The 16,219-nt window shown below is 57.5% G+C and carries 13 protein-coding genes; 8 read left to right on the top strand and 5 right to left on the bottom strand.

Annotation, left to right across the window (positions count from 1 at the left end; genetic code table 11):
* Positions 1-157: 157 nt before the first annotated feature.
* The 4 genes from EL234_RS03730 to EL234_RS03715 form a co-directional block, all read right to left on the bottom strand.
* Positions 158-1,864 (bottom strand): MFS transporter, encoded by a 1,707-nt coding sequence (locus EL234_RS03730; protein ID WP_126416206.1) that lies wholly within the window; start codon positions 1,862-1,864, stop codon positions 158-160.
* Positions 1,864-3,084, bottom strand: a complete 1,221-nt coding sequence (locus tag EL234_RS03725; protein WP_126416205.1) for an amidohydrolase — start codon at positions 3,082-3,084, stop codon at positions 1,864-1,866. Before EL234_RS03725 ends, EL234_RS03730 begins: the two co-directional genes overlap by 1 nt.
* Positions 3,085-3,285: 201 nt before the next feature.
* Positions 3,286-3,630 (bottom strand): DsrE family protein, encoded by a 345-nt coding sequence (locus EL234_RS03720; protein ID WP_126416204.1) that lies wholly within the window; start codon positions 3,628-3,630, stop codon positions 3,286-3,288.
* Between the two features lie 127 nt (positions 3,631-3,757).
* On the bottom strand, positions 3,758-5,026 hold the full coding sequence (locus tag EL234_RS03715; RefSeq protein WP_126416203.1) for an O-acetylhomoserine aminocarboxypropyltransferase/cysteine synthase family protein: 1,269 nt from the start codon (positions 5,024-5,026) through the stop codon (positions 3,758-3,760).
* A gap of 884 nt (positions 5,027-5,910) precedes the next feature.
* Here EL234_RS03715 and EL234_RS03710 point away from each other — a divergent pair.
* The 5 genes from EL234_RS03710 to EL234_RS03690 all read left to right on the top strand — a co-directional run bounded on the left by EL234_RS03710 (position 5,911) and on the right by EL234_RS03690 (position 11,023).
* Positions 5,911-7,476: a hypothetical protein gene (locus EL234_RS03710; protein ID WP_126416202.1), complete on the top strand. Its 1,566-nt coding sequence runs from the start codon at positions 5,911-5,913 to the stop codon at positions 7,474-7,476.
* Positions 7,473-7,964, top strand: coding sequence for a hypothetical protein (locus tag EL234_RS03705; protein ID WP_126416201.1), 492 nt, complete (start codon positions 7,473-7,475; stop codon positions 7,962-7,964). Before EL234_RS03710 ends, EL234_RS03705 begins: the two co-directional genes overlap by 4 nt.
* Before the next feature lie 80 nt (positions 7,965-8,044).
* Entirely contained in the window at positions 8,045-9,220 is a 1,176-nt protein-coding gene (locus EL234_RS03700; protein ID WP_126416200.1) for a peptidoglycan-binding domain-containing protein, read from the top strand.
* Between the two features lie 71 nt (positions 9,221-9,291).
* A complete protein-coding gene (locus EL234_RS03695) occupies positions 9,292-9,957 on the top strand; it encodes an ABC transporter ATP-binding protein (protein WP_197718458.1) in 666 nt (221 codons plus the stop codon).
* A 13-nt stretch (positions 9,958-9,970) separates the two neighbouring features.
* A complete protein-coding gene (locus EL234_RS03690) occupies positions 9,971-11,023 on the top strand; it encodes an ABC transporter permease (RefSeq protein WP_126416199.1) in 1,053 nt (350 codons plus the stop codon).
* 99 nt (positions 11,024-11,122) lie between these two features.
* Here EL234_RS03690 and EL234_RS03685 read toward each other — a convergent pair whose 3' ends face one another.
* Positions 11,123-12,877 (bottom strand): dolichyl-phosphate-mannose--protein mannosyltransferase, encoded by a 1,755-nt coding sequence (locus EL234_RS03685; protein WP_241969081.1) that lies wholly within the window; start codon positions 12,875-12,877, stop codon positions 11,123-11,125.
* A 66-nt stretch (positions 12,878-12,943) separates the two neighbouring features.
* Between EL234_RS03685 and EL234_RS03680 the strand changes: the two genes are divergently transcribed.
* The 3 genes from EL234_RS03680 to EL234_RS03670 are packed head-to-tail and all read left to right on the top strand — an operon-like array spanning position 12,944 to position 15,915.
* Positions 12,944-14,566 (top strand): succinic semialdehyde dehydrogenase, encoded by a 1,623-nt coding sequence (locus EL234_RS03680; RefSeq protein ID WP_197718457.1) that lies wholly within the window; start codon positions 12,944-12,946, stop codon positions 14,564-14,566.
* Positions 14,567-14,608: 42 nt separating this feature from the next.
* Positions 14,609-15,541 (top strand): SDR family NAD(P)-dependent oxidoreductase, encoded by a 933-nt coding sequence (locus EL234_RS03675; protein ID WP_241969079.1) that lies wholly within the window; start codon positions 14,609-14,611, stop codon positions 15,539-15,541.
* Positions 15,542-15,546: 5 nt separating this feature from the next.
* Positions 15,547-15,915, top strand: coding sequence for a metallopeptidase family protein (locus tag EL234_RS03670; RefSeq protein WP_322787218.1), 369 nt, complete (start codon positions 15,547-15,549; stop codon positions 15,913-15,915).
* Positions 15,916-16,219 lie beyond the last annotated feature (304 nt).

The following is a 16,219-nucleotide window of genomic DNA, read 5'->3' as shown; positions in this document are numbered from 1 at the left end:
TCGGAGCGCTCGAGTCCGCCAAAACTGCTATATAAGCAGAAACGAGAGAACAGGCCGGCCTTCGAGCTCCCAGGCCCGATAACAAGACTCGAAAAAAGGTGGGCAGACCCGAAGGTCTGCCCACCCCTGTTAGCTGTAGTCAGCTTGAGCGGAGGACTTAGCCGCCGCGCTTGGTGCGAACCATGTCGCGTAGCACGTCGTCGTCGAGATCTGCGAGCTCGTTGACCAAGATTTGCTTCTCGATCCGTTGCAGATCCTTGAGCGGCAACGCAGACAGGTGATCGATGATCTGCTGCTTCGACTCGTCGAGGGTCGGCTGTGGTGCCGGAGCTGCGGACTCGGCCATCTTGCCGCCGTCGCGGCTGCCGCCACCCTTCGGAACGGTCATCACGATCGACAGGATCGCGGCGAGCGCCATCACTGCATTAATGATCATGACGACCATGCCGGCGAAGCGTAGCGAGACGTTATCCTGAACGCCCACGTACTCCACGCCAACAGCCATCGGTTCGCCAGCCTTGAGCGCGTTGAACACGGCCAGCGAAATCGCCAGACCGAGAGCGCCACCCAGCGAGGATGCCATCTTGTAGATACCCGAACCGGCACCGGCCTGGTCGGCAGGCAGGTTCGAGAGCGCGGCGTCGGTGGACGGGGTAGCGTAGAACGCCAGACCCAGACCGAACAGACCGTAGCCGATAACAGCGAGGATCTTGTAGGTGTCAAGGTAGACGAAGGTCGGGGTCAGGAACAGCGCCGACAGGATGACGATCAGCATGCCCCAAATCATCGGCTTACGCGGGCCGAAGCGCTGAAGCAGTTTTTCACCGAAGCGGATGAACGTGACGATCATGATGCCGTAGCTGAGCGTGAGCAGGCCAGCGCCCATCGTGCCGAGGTAGCCGTCCTGACCAGGCTGACGTGCACCGATGAGAACGAGCTGCGACACGTTGAGCAGGCCGATCGTTGCATTGGCGAGGAAGTTCGAGATCGTGGCACCAGTGAAGGTGGTGTTCTTGAACAGTCCGAAGTCAATGAACGGGTTGTCGGCCTTCTGCTCGATACGTACGAAGATGAACATGCCGATGACGGCGACGGCGGCCAGGCCAAGTGTGATTGGCGAGGTCCAACCAGCAGGTTCGCCGGCTTCGTTGATCGGCGGCATTTGCGCGCCGAAGATCAGCGCAACCATGAGCGAGAGCAGGGTGATGAGGAAGACGATCAGGCCAGGCCAGTCGAAACGCTTCTTCGGGCCCTTCTGCTCGACCTTCGACTCGGGCGTGCCCCAGATGAGGAGCATGGCGAGGATCGACACGATGATGTTGATGATGAAGATCCAACGCCAGTTGATCTGCTGGGCAACAATACCGCCAAACACGGCAGCAAAGCCCGAGCCGCCCCATGAACCGATCGACCACATGGACACGGCGCGCTGACGTGCTTCGCCCTCCCAGTATGTCTTCAGCAGTGCCATGGTGGACGGCATGATCATGGCGGTCGACAGGCCCTGAAGAACACGGCCGGTCAGCATGAGCGGCGTGGCCAGCGGGCCGGAAGCGAGCACGAGCAGTGCGGAGCCGACAACCGACAGGATCAGGCCGAGCATCGTCATCTTGACGCGGCCAACGCGGTCGGCCATACCGCCGAGCACCACGATGAACAGACCGGAGAACAGGCCTGCGATCGGGGCTGCGAGCGACATGATCGATTCGCTGATGTATTCAGTGCCGATGTCATCAACGATGGTAGAAACGAGGTTGCCGATCGTACCGGCGAAGAGCCAGTAGGTGACGACGGCAAGAACGAAACCGAGGAGAACCTTATCGTTGCCCTTGAATTCCGTCTTTTGTTGAGTTTGCGTGGACATTAGTCCTCCTTGCCGAGGTACGCGAGTGCTGCCGCTGCTGCGGCTTCCGTACCTGTAGTTAGTGTGGGTTGCATTGCGGGCAGGAACTTCGGATTGTGGTTCGGATAGGTGGGTTCACCTTCGAGGAATCCGCCGAGCCCAAAGTATGCGTATGGGATGTCGAACGCGCGTGGAACGTTCGTGAAGTCTTCGGATGCGGTGATCGGGTCAAGTTTGACTACGCGATCTTCACCGAGGTACTTCTTCAACGACGCTGTAATCTTCTCGTTCACCTCGGGATCGTTGATCGTGGAGGGGAAGCGGTCGAAGATTTCGAACTCGGGTTCCTTTTCGACGCCGGCTGCCTGGCATTCACCGATGGTGATGCGCTTGATCGCGTCGATGATTGCTTCGCGGACTTCATCCTTGTAGGCGCGGACGTTGAGCAAAAGCTCTGCCGACGCCGGGATGATGTTCGCCTTGGAACCGGACTGGAAGGCGCCAACTGTGACGACGCCGAAGTCGAATGGCGAGACTTCGCGTGCCACGATCGTCTGCAGACGCAGAACGACTGCGGACGCGATGACGACGGGATCAATGCCCAGGTGCGGCATCGAACCGTGCGAGCCCTTACCGTGAATGGTGATCTTCAACGAGGCCGCAGTGGAGAGTACCGGACCCGCCGTCGTGCCAACCTTGCCGGAGACCGGAGCGGTAAGAACGTGCTGGCCGAGTGCCACGTCGGGCTTCGGGATCTTGTTGACCAGGCCGTCGTCGACCATCGACTGCGCACCTTCAGCGGTCTCCTCGCCTGGCTGGAAGAGTGCGAGGTAGGTGCCTGACCAGGCGTCCTTGTTGTCTGCCAAAATCTTCGCCGCACCAAGTGCACACGAGACGTGCATGTCGTGGCCGCACGCGTGCATGACGGGCTGCTCAACGCCGTCGCGGTCTACTTGCTTCGCCGTCGAAGCGTAGTCGACGCCCGTGTCTTCTTTGACAGGCAGGCCGTCGAAGTCCGCGCGGAACAGTACTGTTGGGCCTTCGCCGTTTTCGAGAATGCCGACGACGCCGCCGCCGACTTCCACCGTGTCGTATCCGATAGCGGCGAGCTCCTCGCCGATGCGCTTGAGCGTGTTCGTCTCTTGCATGGATAGTTCGGGTGTCTTATGCAAGTGGATGTATAGATCCTCTTGCCAGTCCTTGAAGCCCTCAATGTTTGCCTTGAGGTCAACCAGTGACATGTTTCCTCCTTTATTAATGCTGTCCAGCTAGGGATTTAGCCATCAGAATAAAGCCTAGTCGAAAAGCCGCGCGGAGGTGAGGATTGCAACAAAGTTGCCATGATTTTCACGACGCCGGCGGTGTATGGCGTCGTGAAAATATTATGCGGCGGAAATTTTTAACTGCGTGGTTTATGCGCAGCGAGCGCTGTCCGGTGTAAGTTATGCCTTCACGTATCCGTAGCCCTCAGCCTGAAGCCGGGCGATTTCTACGATTCCGGCGTCGACGACGCGCACGTAGTCCGGGATTAACTCCACTTTGACTTGCCGCTCATCCAAGGCGACTTCGCAGACGACAAAGTCAACGCCTTCTGCTTCCAAGCCGCGGATGCGTGCCATCCGGTTCGGGTCAGCTTCTAGCTGGGAGAACGACCTGACCGCACCGCCGTTAGCGACGACGACGGCGCGGTTGCTGGCGTCCGAGCGCACGAAGTTGCGTACCGAACGCAGCGTGAATGGCCAGCGGTCGTTTTCGTTGATGTGGAACACGAGCTTGTAGTTCGACATGATTTTCTCCTTTGAAAATTCGGAGCACAATTTAGTGTTGCTAGCCACATTACCGCGCCCTGCGGATATTTTCACGTCAAGATAATAAGTTCGTGTCCCTTTATTCAGTTGTTGGTGCGCCGATCAGTTATTTGAGCTGGTCAAGCGCCTGGGCGAGATCTGCGATCACGTCGTCGGCATCCTCCAGACCCACCGAAATACGGACGAGCCCCGGGGTGATGCCCGCTTCGATGAGCCCGGCGTCGCTGACCTGCCGGTGCGTCATCGATGCCGGATGCAGCACGCACGAACGCGAATCGGCCACGTGAACTTCACGCGAAACCAGTTTGAGCGCGTCCATGAACGTGGTGCCAGCCTCGCGCGTGCCGACGTCGATGGCGATCACGCCGGAGAACCCGCCGTCGAGGTATTTCTTCGCCAGCTCGTGGTAGGGGGAGCTGGGCAGGCCGGGGTAGCGCACTTCGCCGATGACGTCCGTGCGTGTGTCGAGGTACTGCGCAACTTTGAGCGCGTTGTCGCAGTGCCGGCGCATGCGCACGTGCAAGCTTTCGAGGCTGAGGTTGAGCATGAACGCCGAGTGCGCGGCCGGGTACATTCCGAAATCGCGCATGAGCTGCATGCGTGCCTTGATGACGTTCGGCGCGGCCGCGTAGTCCTTCGTGTAGACGACGCCGTGGTACGACTCGTCTGGTGTGGTGAAGTCCGGGAACTTGCCGTTGGTGTAGTCGAACGTGCCCGAATCGACGATCATGCCGCCCACCTGGACCGCGTGCCCGTCCATGTATTTGGACGTGGAGTGGATGACGATATCAGCGCCATATTCGATTGGCTTGCACAGCACCGGCGTGGCAAACGTGGAATCGACGATGAACGGCACGCCCATGTCGTGGGCGATCTTCGCGAACTTTTCCAAGTCGAGGACGGCCATCGACGGGTTGGAGATCGTCTCGCCGAACATCAGCTTCGTGTTGTCCTTGAACGCTGCCTTGATCTCTTCTTCCGAGGCGTCCTGGTCCACATAGATCGCTTCGATGCCGAAGCGCTTGAGCGTGACGGTGAACAGGTTGAGCGTGCCACCGTAGATTTCCGAGGAGGTGACGAAGGAATCGCCAGCCGAGCACAGGTTCATGATGGAGATCATCGTTGCGGCTTGACCCGACGACGTCGCCATCGCCGCCGCCCCGCCCTCAAGGTCGGCGACCTTCTGCTCGACCGCCATCACCGTCGGATTCGCGAAGCGCGAGTAAATGAGCGCGTGGGTTGGTTCGTCAAACACGGCTGCGATCGCATCCGACGAATCATAGGTGTAGGTGGTTGACTGCACGATGGGCAGCTGGCGTGGCTCGCCGTTTCCGGGCTGGTAGCCAGCGTGAATGTATTTCGTTTCGTCCTTCACAGTGCCTCCTTGAGCTGGGCGGTTACTGCGCGGTCAGCGCTCTTGGAAGTATCCTAATCTGCCAAGCGGCAAGGCGCAGAAGTGTCCGCGGTGGGCGGGCTCGGTAGTTTCGCTGTTCCGGGGGTACCTGTTTGCTTCGCGGGGTACCAAATCCGGCGATTTGTCTACCCCCGGAACGCAACGGGTACCCCGGGAATCCTTAAACTGACCGGGCGTGCGGCTGTTCACTGCTGTCGTCATTGACGGTGCAGTATCCCAAACTTGAAAAACTCATTGACGGCGAGAACTAACGTGCGTAGATTTGGCGCTAATGAGACAACCGTTTCATTTTTCACCAAAGGAATATAAGTGGGATTATCTCCCATCCCGCCCCATTGACAAAGGGGGACGCAAATGCATACCAAGAATAAAATCAAAGCAGCATTGGCAGCACTCGCTTTGGCTGTCACTGGAATTTTTGCAGGAACCGTACCCGCGCAAGCGTTTAGTTCAAGTTCCTCTCTCACCGCGAATGGCGTTACCTACAAGGTGTCGGCATACTCTTGTAATCTTTATTGGAGATCTTGCAATTGGAGCACCACTGCGTCGCTCAGTAAATCAATGAGGTACACCCACACCTCAAGAGTGAAAGCAAACGGATTTGGAGTCAAGGTGACAATCTCAAAATCTCCAGGCGCGACCCTGTCTGGAAACAGCACCAATCTTGTGACATCGACGCAACGCGGATATGGGCGCTATTCGCAAAATAAGGGTTTGGCGACGCCGTCGTTGTTCTCCGTGAGTGTTGCGGCTCGTTCTTCACTGACAGCCGGGGGACGAACTGTATCCACGGGCTGGACAACGTGGTGATAATCCGAACGGTTAGGGGCGCGAAGAAGGGGTCTTTGCCCTTCTTCGCGCTCCTAGCAAGTGCTAGTCTCATTGTTGGGTGTACGACAACTGTAAATAATGCTCACGACAGCATAGACCAAGCCAAGGCATCGGGACAGAGCCTACTTACTGCGAACGGTCTTCTATACCCACCCGAGTTATGGGGTGCAATCGAGCCGACGACGCTTGCCAGACTCAGCTATGCCCAGCTTGATGCAACGACAGCTCAGAGCTGGGACCTCACTCCTCAAGAAACGATTCATGCAATCCGCGAAGAAATGCCTGAGTTCACCGACGTTTACGTGAACTACTTGGTCGCAAACGCTTTGGATCGTGGCGTGTCAATGCCTGGCGCCGATCAGCCCTTTGGTATTAGCGATGACTCTTTAATTGAACAATGGGAAGATGCTCCAACCAATGATCTTCCAGTTGTCGGTATGTTGTATATTCATGCCATTGCCCAACAACGAGATCTTTCACTCCCCTTTAGTGATGCCCATCTAGAGGCTATCGAAGTGGCTTTCCGGTCCGATGATCTTTTCCAGGCGTCGGTTGCGTTTGAATTAGCGTCGCATTTTGCTCCGAGCCAGTTCGAATACGCTGACCTGCCGACGAATATTGCTGAGCCATCCGATGCGCCGTTGGCGCTTGCGAGTCTGCAGCGATCTGGCGTGGACTACGATTCAATTCCACATGACTTAGTAGAGATGGCAATTGCGAATGCGTCCACTTCTGACAACGCGTTTGTAGAAACAATATTTGCCTTACAGGACTGGGGTAGGGACGACGATGCCCATAACTTGTTTACCTATTTTGACCAAAGAAGGGTGTTTTCTCCTGTGGAAGTGCTGGACCAACCTCAATTTTTGGGCTCAGAGGGTTCCACATATCGTGTACTTCGCTACGAAGAAGAAACAGGAACTAAACTCACAACGGAGGCTGAACGCGACATTGTTCAGGAGACGTTGGAACAATCGAAATCTGATGATCCCTCAGTTCAGTTGGCAGTCACAGGATCACTTGTCTACCTTGATCCCGATTCGGTTAATCATCAAGAGCGCTCTGCGGTGATTGAGCGGGCATCCTCACAGCTCCAGTTTGATTCGGGTGGAAAGCTCGAACTTGAAGACGCATTCATGTGGATGTCGATCGCCGAAACAGCACATACGCTTGATGTTGCAGTCACCTATCCTGGACTATCAGAGGAGGCCTTCCAGACACTCGAACAGGAAGAGCCAGAAGTCGTAGCCCCAATAACTGCAAAATTAGTCCTTGCGATTGATACCGCAGAAGGCTCATCCGGGGATGCTGACGTGCTCCGCCTTTCGAAGATTCTTGAGAAACGTGCAAATGGAGCCAACCTTTCTGATATCTCCACCTCAGAGTTTGTTCACCTGCAGGTGGCATATCAGACGGCTACGAGCCAAATTCTGTTTCCACAAGCAGACTTTAAGCAGGAACTCGAATCTCGTGAGGGTGATTGCCGGGGCGGCTTTTCTGACATGGTACGTGAAACACGAACCCCTAAATCCGAATGCTCTATTGAGACAAACCGAATTTTGAAAGGAAATAAATTATGAGGAGTCGATCGTTCATCTGTTGCGTTACCGTTATTGTACTTGGACTCGCCGCATGCTCTCTGACGAACGAAGCTGAGCCGACGCTAACACCCACGGTTGATGATGCTGCGATTAATAACGCTTACTATCAATGTCTCGTCGATGCAGGCGTTCCTGCCATAATCTCGGAGGACGGCGCGATTTCATACAATGCGGAGACCGATGAGCAGGCAAGCCTCTATGAGGCAGCTGATGTTGCGTGTCAAGAACAAATTGAAGCGGCAAATCCCCAGATCGCGAGCAACCTCGATGAGCTAAATGCGCTTTATGATCAGATGACGAAAGTCCAGGAATGTGTTGCGGCTAACGGAATTGCGGTGGGTGAATGGCCATCGCGTGAAGTTTTTCTCGAAAACAATGGCGACTATTCAGTTCCAATCACTCTAGAACCGATGACTTTCGAACAGCTCGAAGAGCTTTGCCCTGATGAGATGGCGGCGCTTCCATGACCGCTCATCTAGTGTAAATCATTGAGCAGTGTAATAACGCTAAGGTCTCTTCTCCTTACTAGCTTGCTAGGAGTTTTCTCATGAAGAACAGATATTTAACCGTCGTGGGGCTCGGAGGAGCTGTACTTCTTCTGATCGTAACGGCATTTGGTTTAGGACGCTGGACGATGCATGAGGCTATGGAAGCGGGCTCCCCAACTGCCGAAACGGTTGAAGGAGAAATGTATTGGACGGTCAAACCCGAGCAAATTGGCCGGACGATTAACTACAGTGCAACAATTTCCTCGCGCATGGTCGACGGGCCGTTGGTTCATAATGATGGCGTCATTACAGCAATTCTCGGTTCTGGCGATACCCTCAATGAGGGGGCGCCAATTCTTGAGGTCAACCTTAAGACCATTGTCGTCGGCCAAGGTAACATTCCTGCCTTCCGTGACCTTGTTGAAGGGGAGGCCGGAGCAGATGTGCAGCAACTGCGTGACTTCTTGTGTCGCAATGGCTACGGCGTGTGCGCAGAAAATGAGGTCTTCACTCCGGCGATGTCGAAAGCTGTGCGCGCCTGGCAGAAAACACTAGGCAACGCTGAGACGGGGATCGTTCTCAAAGGCGACATTATGTGGTTTAGTAAGGCTCCTGTGTACGTGCATGTCAATAAAGACATTGCGGTAGGGAGCGCGGTCACAGCTACCGATCGTCCCATTATGATCCGATCAGGTGAGCCTTATGTGGAGATCAAAGCATCTGAAGAGCAGCTGGCGATCATTCCATCAGGCTCCCCCTTCACGCTCGAAGGCAAGTTATCGGGTGTCGTAGGTGAATTCACCCCAACCTTTTCATCTACAGGCGAAGCTGATGGGTATGTGGCTCCACTTCTTTCGGAGGATGGTGCCGAATCTATCTGTCATGAAGAGCCGCTGTGCGAAGAACTCTTGGCGGGGCAGGAAAGCGTCATTGCAAACATTGACATCCAGACAATTCCCCAGCAAGAAGGGCTAGGCGTGCCGACAACAGCTGTCATGTCCTCTGCAGATGGTTCGACGTATGTCACGTTATCTGACGGCGAGCGTAAATCAGTCACAGTGCTTGCGAGTGCTGGTGGAATAAGCCTAGTTGAAGGACTTGTGGAGGGTGACTTAATTAGGCTTACCGGAGAAGCTTCATCGACGCCAGAGTCAACCAGATCCGCGAGGTCGGGCAAGACAGAATCTGAGGATCTTGTCGGGGAGGATGGCCTCGTCGCGGATGAGACAGAATGAAGTTAGGCGAGTATTAGCGGGAGATATCTAGAGAGCTGTGACGATGAATTGGCAGAATCGAGCGAGCAAACGTGACTGAATTTGAAGAAACAGCGGTAGTGTTGGAGCATATCCGCTTCGGATATAGAAAAAGAGCTCCACTTTTCACCGACTTTGACATGTCAATCCCGAAAGGGAAAATGACAGCTATTACTGGTCCATCCGGATGTGGAAAATCGACGCTACTTTATATTATTGCGGGACTTCTACGTCCATATGCAGGGTCGATAACCGTAGACGGTGTAGAAATCCTCAATATGACAGATAGGGAATGCTCTAGGTTTCGTGCAACCCAAACGGGTTTTGTGTTTCAAGATTTCGTGCTCGACCCGAACCGATCCATTCTTGATGCTGTTCTCGAGCCGTGTATCTACGCGAACTACGATGAAAATTCTTTTAAGGCTCGTGCGCGCCATTTGCTCGATTCTTTCGGTGTGCTTGCGCCGGAAACTGCCACGCCTTTGGAGATTTCCGGTGGGCAAGCACAGCGAGTTGCACTCGCTCGTGCTGTTTTGCTCGATCCATCCGTAATATTCGCTGATGAACCAACAGGTAATTTAGATAAAGATTCGGCAAAAATTGTTCTGGATGTTCTGCATGACCTAACAACACAAGGTACTTCAGTTATCGTTGTGACCCACGACGACCGTGTCGCTGAGCGTGCTGACCATGTAGTGGGGTTGGAACGTGTTACGTGAAGCTTTCCGATCTATGAATCAGTCACTTCTTCATACAGGGCTGCTTATCTTCACAATTCTTGTTGCGACGATGGCTGTTGTACTTCAGTATGGTCAGGCGAGCAATCGTGTCAAAGAAATCCAAGAAACTTTCCACCAACCCGAGTTCCGCACGGTCGAACTAGTAGATGAACGAGAGTCGTATCCTTTGCAAGTAGATCGTATGGAACTACCGCTGAGAATCTCCGCTGTCCAACGGGTGTGGTCGCTATCACCAAGTTTCGATGTAAAGAATCCAGTGCTACCGGATCGCGGACGATTCTCAGCTGTTTACTTGACAGGAGACTTCGATGATCTGCCTATTACTCTGACATCGGGTCGAATACCGAATCGCACGTGCGAAGCGATCGCTCCGCGTATAAGCAAACAGAATTTAGGGCTAGATGAGAGCGGAGGCTTGATATCAACAGCTGGCGGCCAGCAATTCACTGTCGTCGGCTACTTTGAACCGGAACACAAGAGGGCTCCCCAATCCATTTTGGTATATGGCTGTAAAGCGCCAAAGATCCGGTCCATTTGGCTAGAAGTAGAAGACGTCGATACAATTGACAAGGCGGTTACGAGTACTCTGAAAATTCTCGAATTGAACCCTGCTACCACGAGTATTTCAAAGTCCGAGGCCATCGCTGAGATAGGTCGGAAGATTAACGATTCCCAACAGAACCACACCATCCTTACCGTCGGGACGGCTCTAATCGTAGCGACACTCATTGTTAGTCTCATCTCAGCGATGATGGTGAACTCACGAAAGGTTGAATTTGGCCGTAGACGTGCCTTAGGAGCTTCAAGAAAGTTTCTTCTCGGCTTGGTCACAGTCCAGATCGTACTCACAGTCGCTCTCGCTGCTATTCTTGGAATTGCCTTGGCTGCCATCATTGTTGCAGTCATCTGGCCGCTTGGGTTACCGACCCCGGCGTTTTGCTTTGGATTAGCCGGAACTCTCGTATTCGGCAGTATCATCGCCCAAACGCCATCCGCGATTTTGGCGGCTTTCCGAGATCCTGTCGAAGTACTCCGCACCCCGTAAGGACGGGCGATATTGCCATCGAGAGCCTTGTTGAATTCCACTCAGTGGGTTAGAGTCGCTTTTTGCCGAACTCTGATGGAGTAGCCCGCGGTGGGTAGGCTAGATCCAGCTGGGCATCCACATGTGGATCCGCCAGAACCAGCGCGGAACCGGGGTGCCCCACCATAGCGGCATCCAGAAAATAGCTGCGGCTACGATCAGCCCGGTCACCGCACCCACCATGATCCATTGCCGGCGGCCAGCTGGGCGGATGTCGACGACGGCGGGGCGCAGCTCGTGCGGTCCGGTTTGCTCAGTGCCGATCCGGGTGAACACCGCATTCAGTGGGCGGGGGTAGGCGCGCGGCGGCCGCAGCATCCCGGTGAGCCACGCCAGTCCGAACGTGAGCGCAAGAACGGTAAACGGCAGGAACGCAATGGCATAGAACTGGTAGATCGTGCGATCCAGGTACATGAACCACGGCGCATACATGGCCAGGTATCCGGCGAGGATCGCCCAAGCACGCCAGTCGCGGAGCCGAATCGCCGCCCATAGCACGACGACGAGCGCGGCCGCCGCCAGCCACCATACGAACGGGTTGCCCACCGAGGTGATGGCAGAGACGCAGTCGTCAGCTGGGCACGACCCGGCCGGTAAATCCTCGCCCGCACGCCAGTAGAAGCTCACGGGCCGCAGTTGCAGCGGCCACGCCCACGGCAACGACTGATAGGTGTGTTCGGAGTCCAGTCCGGTATGGAACTTCATCGTTTCGGCGTGGTAGTGGAGCCAGGAATTGACGACGGCGGGCGCGCCGTCTATCGGCATCGGCACCTGCTCTGCGGCGGGCAAGTTCGCGTTGCGTGCCTGCTGGTCGCGCGCCCATTGGCGATCCCAGCCCACGGGGTGGGCTAACCATGGAATCCACGCGGCGATGTAGGCAAGTAGAGCCGTCGGCACGAGCTGGAAGAATGCGGGCACGCCCTCGCGCCAAAAGCCCGCGCCCGCCCACAGCTTTGCGCCGACCTCTTTGCGGGCGGCCACGCCCCACGCGAATGCGAAGATTCCGAACGCGGCAACCGCATACGCACCCGACCACTTCACCCCGCACGACAGCCCGAGCAGCACCCCTGCCGCGATGAGCCAGGGGCGCCAGCCGGTGCGCGGGGCCCACGGGTCGGCGGGAACCAGCCGCCCGTCGTCGTGAATCCGTAGCTTATTGCTGGCGACGGCGTGGGCGAGCTTCGCCCGCGAATGGTCGCGGTCCTTGAGCAGTGCCCAAAAGCCGGCTAGGACGAAGAACATCAAGATGTTGTCGAGCAGGCCCGTGCGGGCCATGACGATCCCCATCCCGTCGAGCGCCATCGCGACGCCGGCGAATCCAGCGAGCACCACCGAGTTAAACAGCCGCAAGGCGATCCGGACGACGAGTGCCACGGCCAGTACGCCGAGCAACGCCGTCGTGAACCGCCAGCCGACGCCGTTGTCGTCGCCGAAGATGCGCATGCCCAGGCCCATCAGCCACTTGCCGAACGGAGGGTGAACCCAGCGGTCGGGGTCGTCTTTAAGTGCGGAGAGGTCACCTGCCACGAACAGCTCGTTCTGGTCATCGCCTTCCCACGCGCGTTCGTAGCCGAAATTCAGCAGCGAGTATGCGCCTTTGACGTAGTAGGTTTCGTCGAACACCATCTCGTGCGGATAGGTAAGCCGGGTCAGGCGCGTGACCGCGGCGAGCAGCGCCGCCAGGCATGTGACGATCCAGCCGCGTAGTCGTATCTGTGCGGGGAGCGTGGCGCCTTTCGGGAAAAGGCCGAGGCGGCCGCGCAGCTCGTCTTCGTATTGGGCGCGCTTAGCGGGAGTGAGGTGGATCGTGGTCACGCGCATGAGTCTACCGGCCGTGGACGGCGTCCGAGAATGTCGGAGCGAACGCGTAGAATCGAGCGCATGAACGAACTCGATCGCCGCGGCCGCCTCGCCCTGCAGCGCCTGCTTCCCGGCGTCGCCAGCACACTTCCGGGCGTCGACAGCAGCCCAGGGCAAACCGCTGACCCAGGGCAAACCGGCGCGCAATCTGGGAAGTTGGTCGTGCGTTCGCCGCTGACGGGCAGCGAGATTGCCGCGCTGAGCACCACTCCGGTGGCCGAGCTAGACTCCGTGTTCGCCGTGGCCAGACGCGTGCAAAAGCGCTGGGCAGCCGCCGACTTCGAGAGTCGTAAACAAGCAATGCTTGCCTTTCACGATCTCGTGTTCGCGGAGCAGGAGGCCCTGCTCGACCTCGTCCAGTGGGAGACGGGAAAATCCCGCGGCGCGGCCTTCGAAGAAATCGCAGATGTTGCCATCAACGCCCGCTATTACGCCCGAAGTGCAAAGTCGGCGCTTGCCGATCAGCGCGTACAAGGGGCGATGCCGATCCTGACGAAAGCGGTGGTCACCCGGCAGCCGAAGGGCGTCGTCGCTGTTATTTCTCCGTGGAATTATCCGCTTACGCTCACGGCGTCTGATGCCCTTGCTGCGCTCATGGCTGGCAACGCGGTGGTGCTGAAGCCGGATTCGCTCACGCCGCTCACGGCGCTCGCCGTCAAGGCGTTGTTTGAGCGGGCGGGCTTGCCTAAGGATCTGTTTCAGGTGGTGATCGGGCGCGGCTCAGATCTGGGGACGCCGATGATCGAGCGGGCGGATTACGTGATGTTCACGGGGTCTACCGCTACGGGCAGGCATATCTCGCGGCAGGCGGGCGAGCGGCTCATCGGTTTTTCTGCCGAGCTAGGTGGGAAGAACGCGATGATCGTGCGCGCGGATGCCCCGCCCGGGAAAGCAGCAGCGGGCGCGGTGAAAGCGTGCTTTTCAAATGCTGGCCAGCTGTGTATTTCGATTGAGCGAATCTACGTGCACGAGCGCGCATGGGATACCTTCGTGCCGGCGTTCCTTCGCAAGGTCAAGGCGATACGCGTGGAGGGCTCAATGCGCTGGGAAGCGGACATGGGGCCGCTGATTTCGCAGGCGCAACTCGAAAAAGTTAAAGCCCACGTCAGTGACGCCCGCGCGAAAGGCGCCACCGTGCTGGCTGGCGGCGAGGAGCTTCGCGGCGTCGGGCTGTGGGGGTATGCACCAACGGTGTTGACAGGCGTGACACCCGACATGGAAGTTTTTGCCGAGGAAACGTTCGGGCCGGTCGTCTCGTTGTATCGGGTGAGTTCCGACGACGACGCCGTGCGGCTAGCGAACGAAAGGCGGTACGGGTTGAACGCGGCAATCTGGACCAGGGATGTCGCGGGCGCCGAGGCGCTGGCCCGGCGGCTGGACGCTGGCATGGTGAACATTAATGACGGGTATGCGGCCGGCTGGGGATCGATCGGTGGGATCAACGGCGGGATGAAGGAATCCGGCATGGGGCACCGGCACGGCCCTGAAGGTATCACTAAGTACACGGACGCGCGCCTCGTCGTATCGCAGCGGGTGATGCCCGTGGCCGCGCCGCCCGGGCTTGGCAATAAGGGCTGGGCAAAGGTGATGGGCGGTTTTCTTACGGCGATGCGAAAGCTGCCGCCGTGGCTGGCCGGGAAGTAGGAACCCGTGGCTGACTGGGAAGTAGGAAGCTAGGTGATGAGTGTGCTGAAACGTAGGGTGCCGATTGCGGGCGCGGTCGTCGTCGTGACCGGCGGCGGTTCGGGAATCGGGCGGCTCATGGCGAAAGGTGCGGCGGCACGCGGGGCGAAAGCCGTGCTGGTTTGGGATCTGAGCCAGGACGCGGCGCGTGCGGTTGCCGAGGAGATCGGCCAGCAGGCGCGGGCGGTGTGCGTTGACGTGACGAGCAATGAATCCGTTGCTGCCGCCGCAGAGCAAGCGCTCGAGGAGTTCGGCAGGGTTGACATTTTGATCAACAATGCGGGCATCGTGACCGGCAAGGATTTCCTTTCCGTCACAGAGGCCGACGTGGAGCGTACGTTCGCCGTCAACACGACCTCCCACTATCGAACTGTAAAGGCGTTCCTGCCCGGAATGCTCGAGCGGGACCGCGGGGCGATTGTGACTATCGCGTCGGCGGCAGGGCTGGTTGGTGTGGCGCGTCAGGCCGATTATTCGCCGTCGAAATTCGGGGCCGTGGGCTTCGCGCAATCGCTGCGCGCCGAGCTGCGCCATCGCGGATCGAACGTTCACACGCTTCTGTACTGTCCGTACTATATTTCGACCGGCATGTTCGAGGGCGTGAAAACGAAATTCCGTTTGGTGTTGCCGATCATCACCCCCGACACCGCTGCGCGGCACGTGCTGGACGCCCTCGAGGCCGGGTGCCAGATGAAAGTCGATCCGCCGTTCGTGCGAGCGGCTCAGGTGGCGCAGGCCCTGCCCGTACCGGTGCTCGATAAGCTACTCGACTTTTTCGGTATTAACCAGACGATGGACGATTTCGTGGGGCGCAGCTCGGGAGTTGATGCCGAACCGCGCGGGGCTGATAGCGAACCGCGCGGGGCTGATAGCGAACCGCGCGGGGCTGACGCCGAACTAGCCGAGCGCGCGGTGCAGTCGCGGGAGGGGAAGTAGATCCCGTGGCAGTGGAGATGAGCCCCGAACGGTTCGAAGAACTCGTTGCCGATGCGCTTGACGAAATCCCAGAGCACTTCGCCTCCCAGCTTGAGAACCTCGTGTTCCTCATCGACGACGAGCCAACCGAGGAGCAGCTCAAAGAATCCGACGGGGAAGAACTACTCGGCCTGTACGAGGGGATCGCGCTGACCGACGGGGACTTTTTCGGCTACGCCGAACCCAATCGGATCTGGATTTTCCGCGGGCCAACCCTGCGCATGTGCGAAACCGAGGAAGAGGTCGCGGAGGAGGTAATCATCACCGTCTTCCACGAGGTCGCCCACCATTTCGGGATCGAGGAAGACGCCCTATGGGACATGGGCTGGGCATAGGTTGGCTGGGCATAGGTTCCGGCGGGTTTGGCGAGTTTCGCGGGCTCGCTCGGCTTCGGGGGCGTCCACTCTCGCGTTTCTGCTATATAAGCAGTTTTGAAGGGGTTTGAGGCCGTCGAGTCCCGCATTATTGCTGTGGTAGCAGAAACGCACGAAGGCAGGGTCAGAAGGGGGAGAGCCGCCGCCCGCCGACACGCTCTTACGCGCGTAAAACCTCGCATAAACCCCAATTTACCCCGGTTTTGGGCATAAAAAACGCGGACCCCGTTGTCCGCCTTTCCTACCGGCCACTATGCCGATTGTT

It is taken from the genome of Trueperella bialowiezensis, from assembly GCF_900637955.1.
Taxonomy (GTDB): Bacteria; Actinomycetota; Actinomycetes; order Actinomycetales; family Actinomycetaceae; genus Trueperella; species Trueperella bialowiezensis.
Note: the sequence above shows the minus strand (reverse complement) of the source record. Positions and strands in the feature narration are given on the sequence as shown.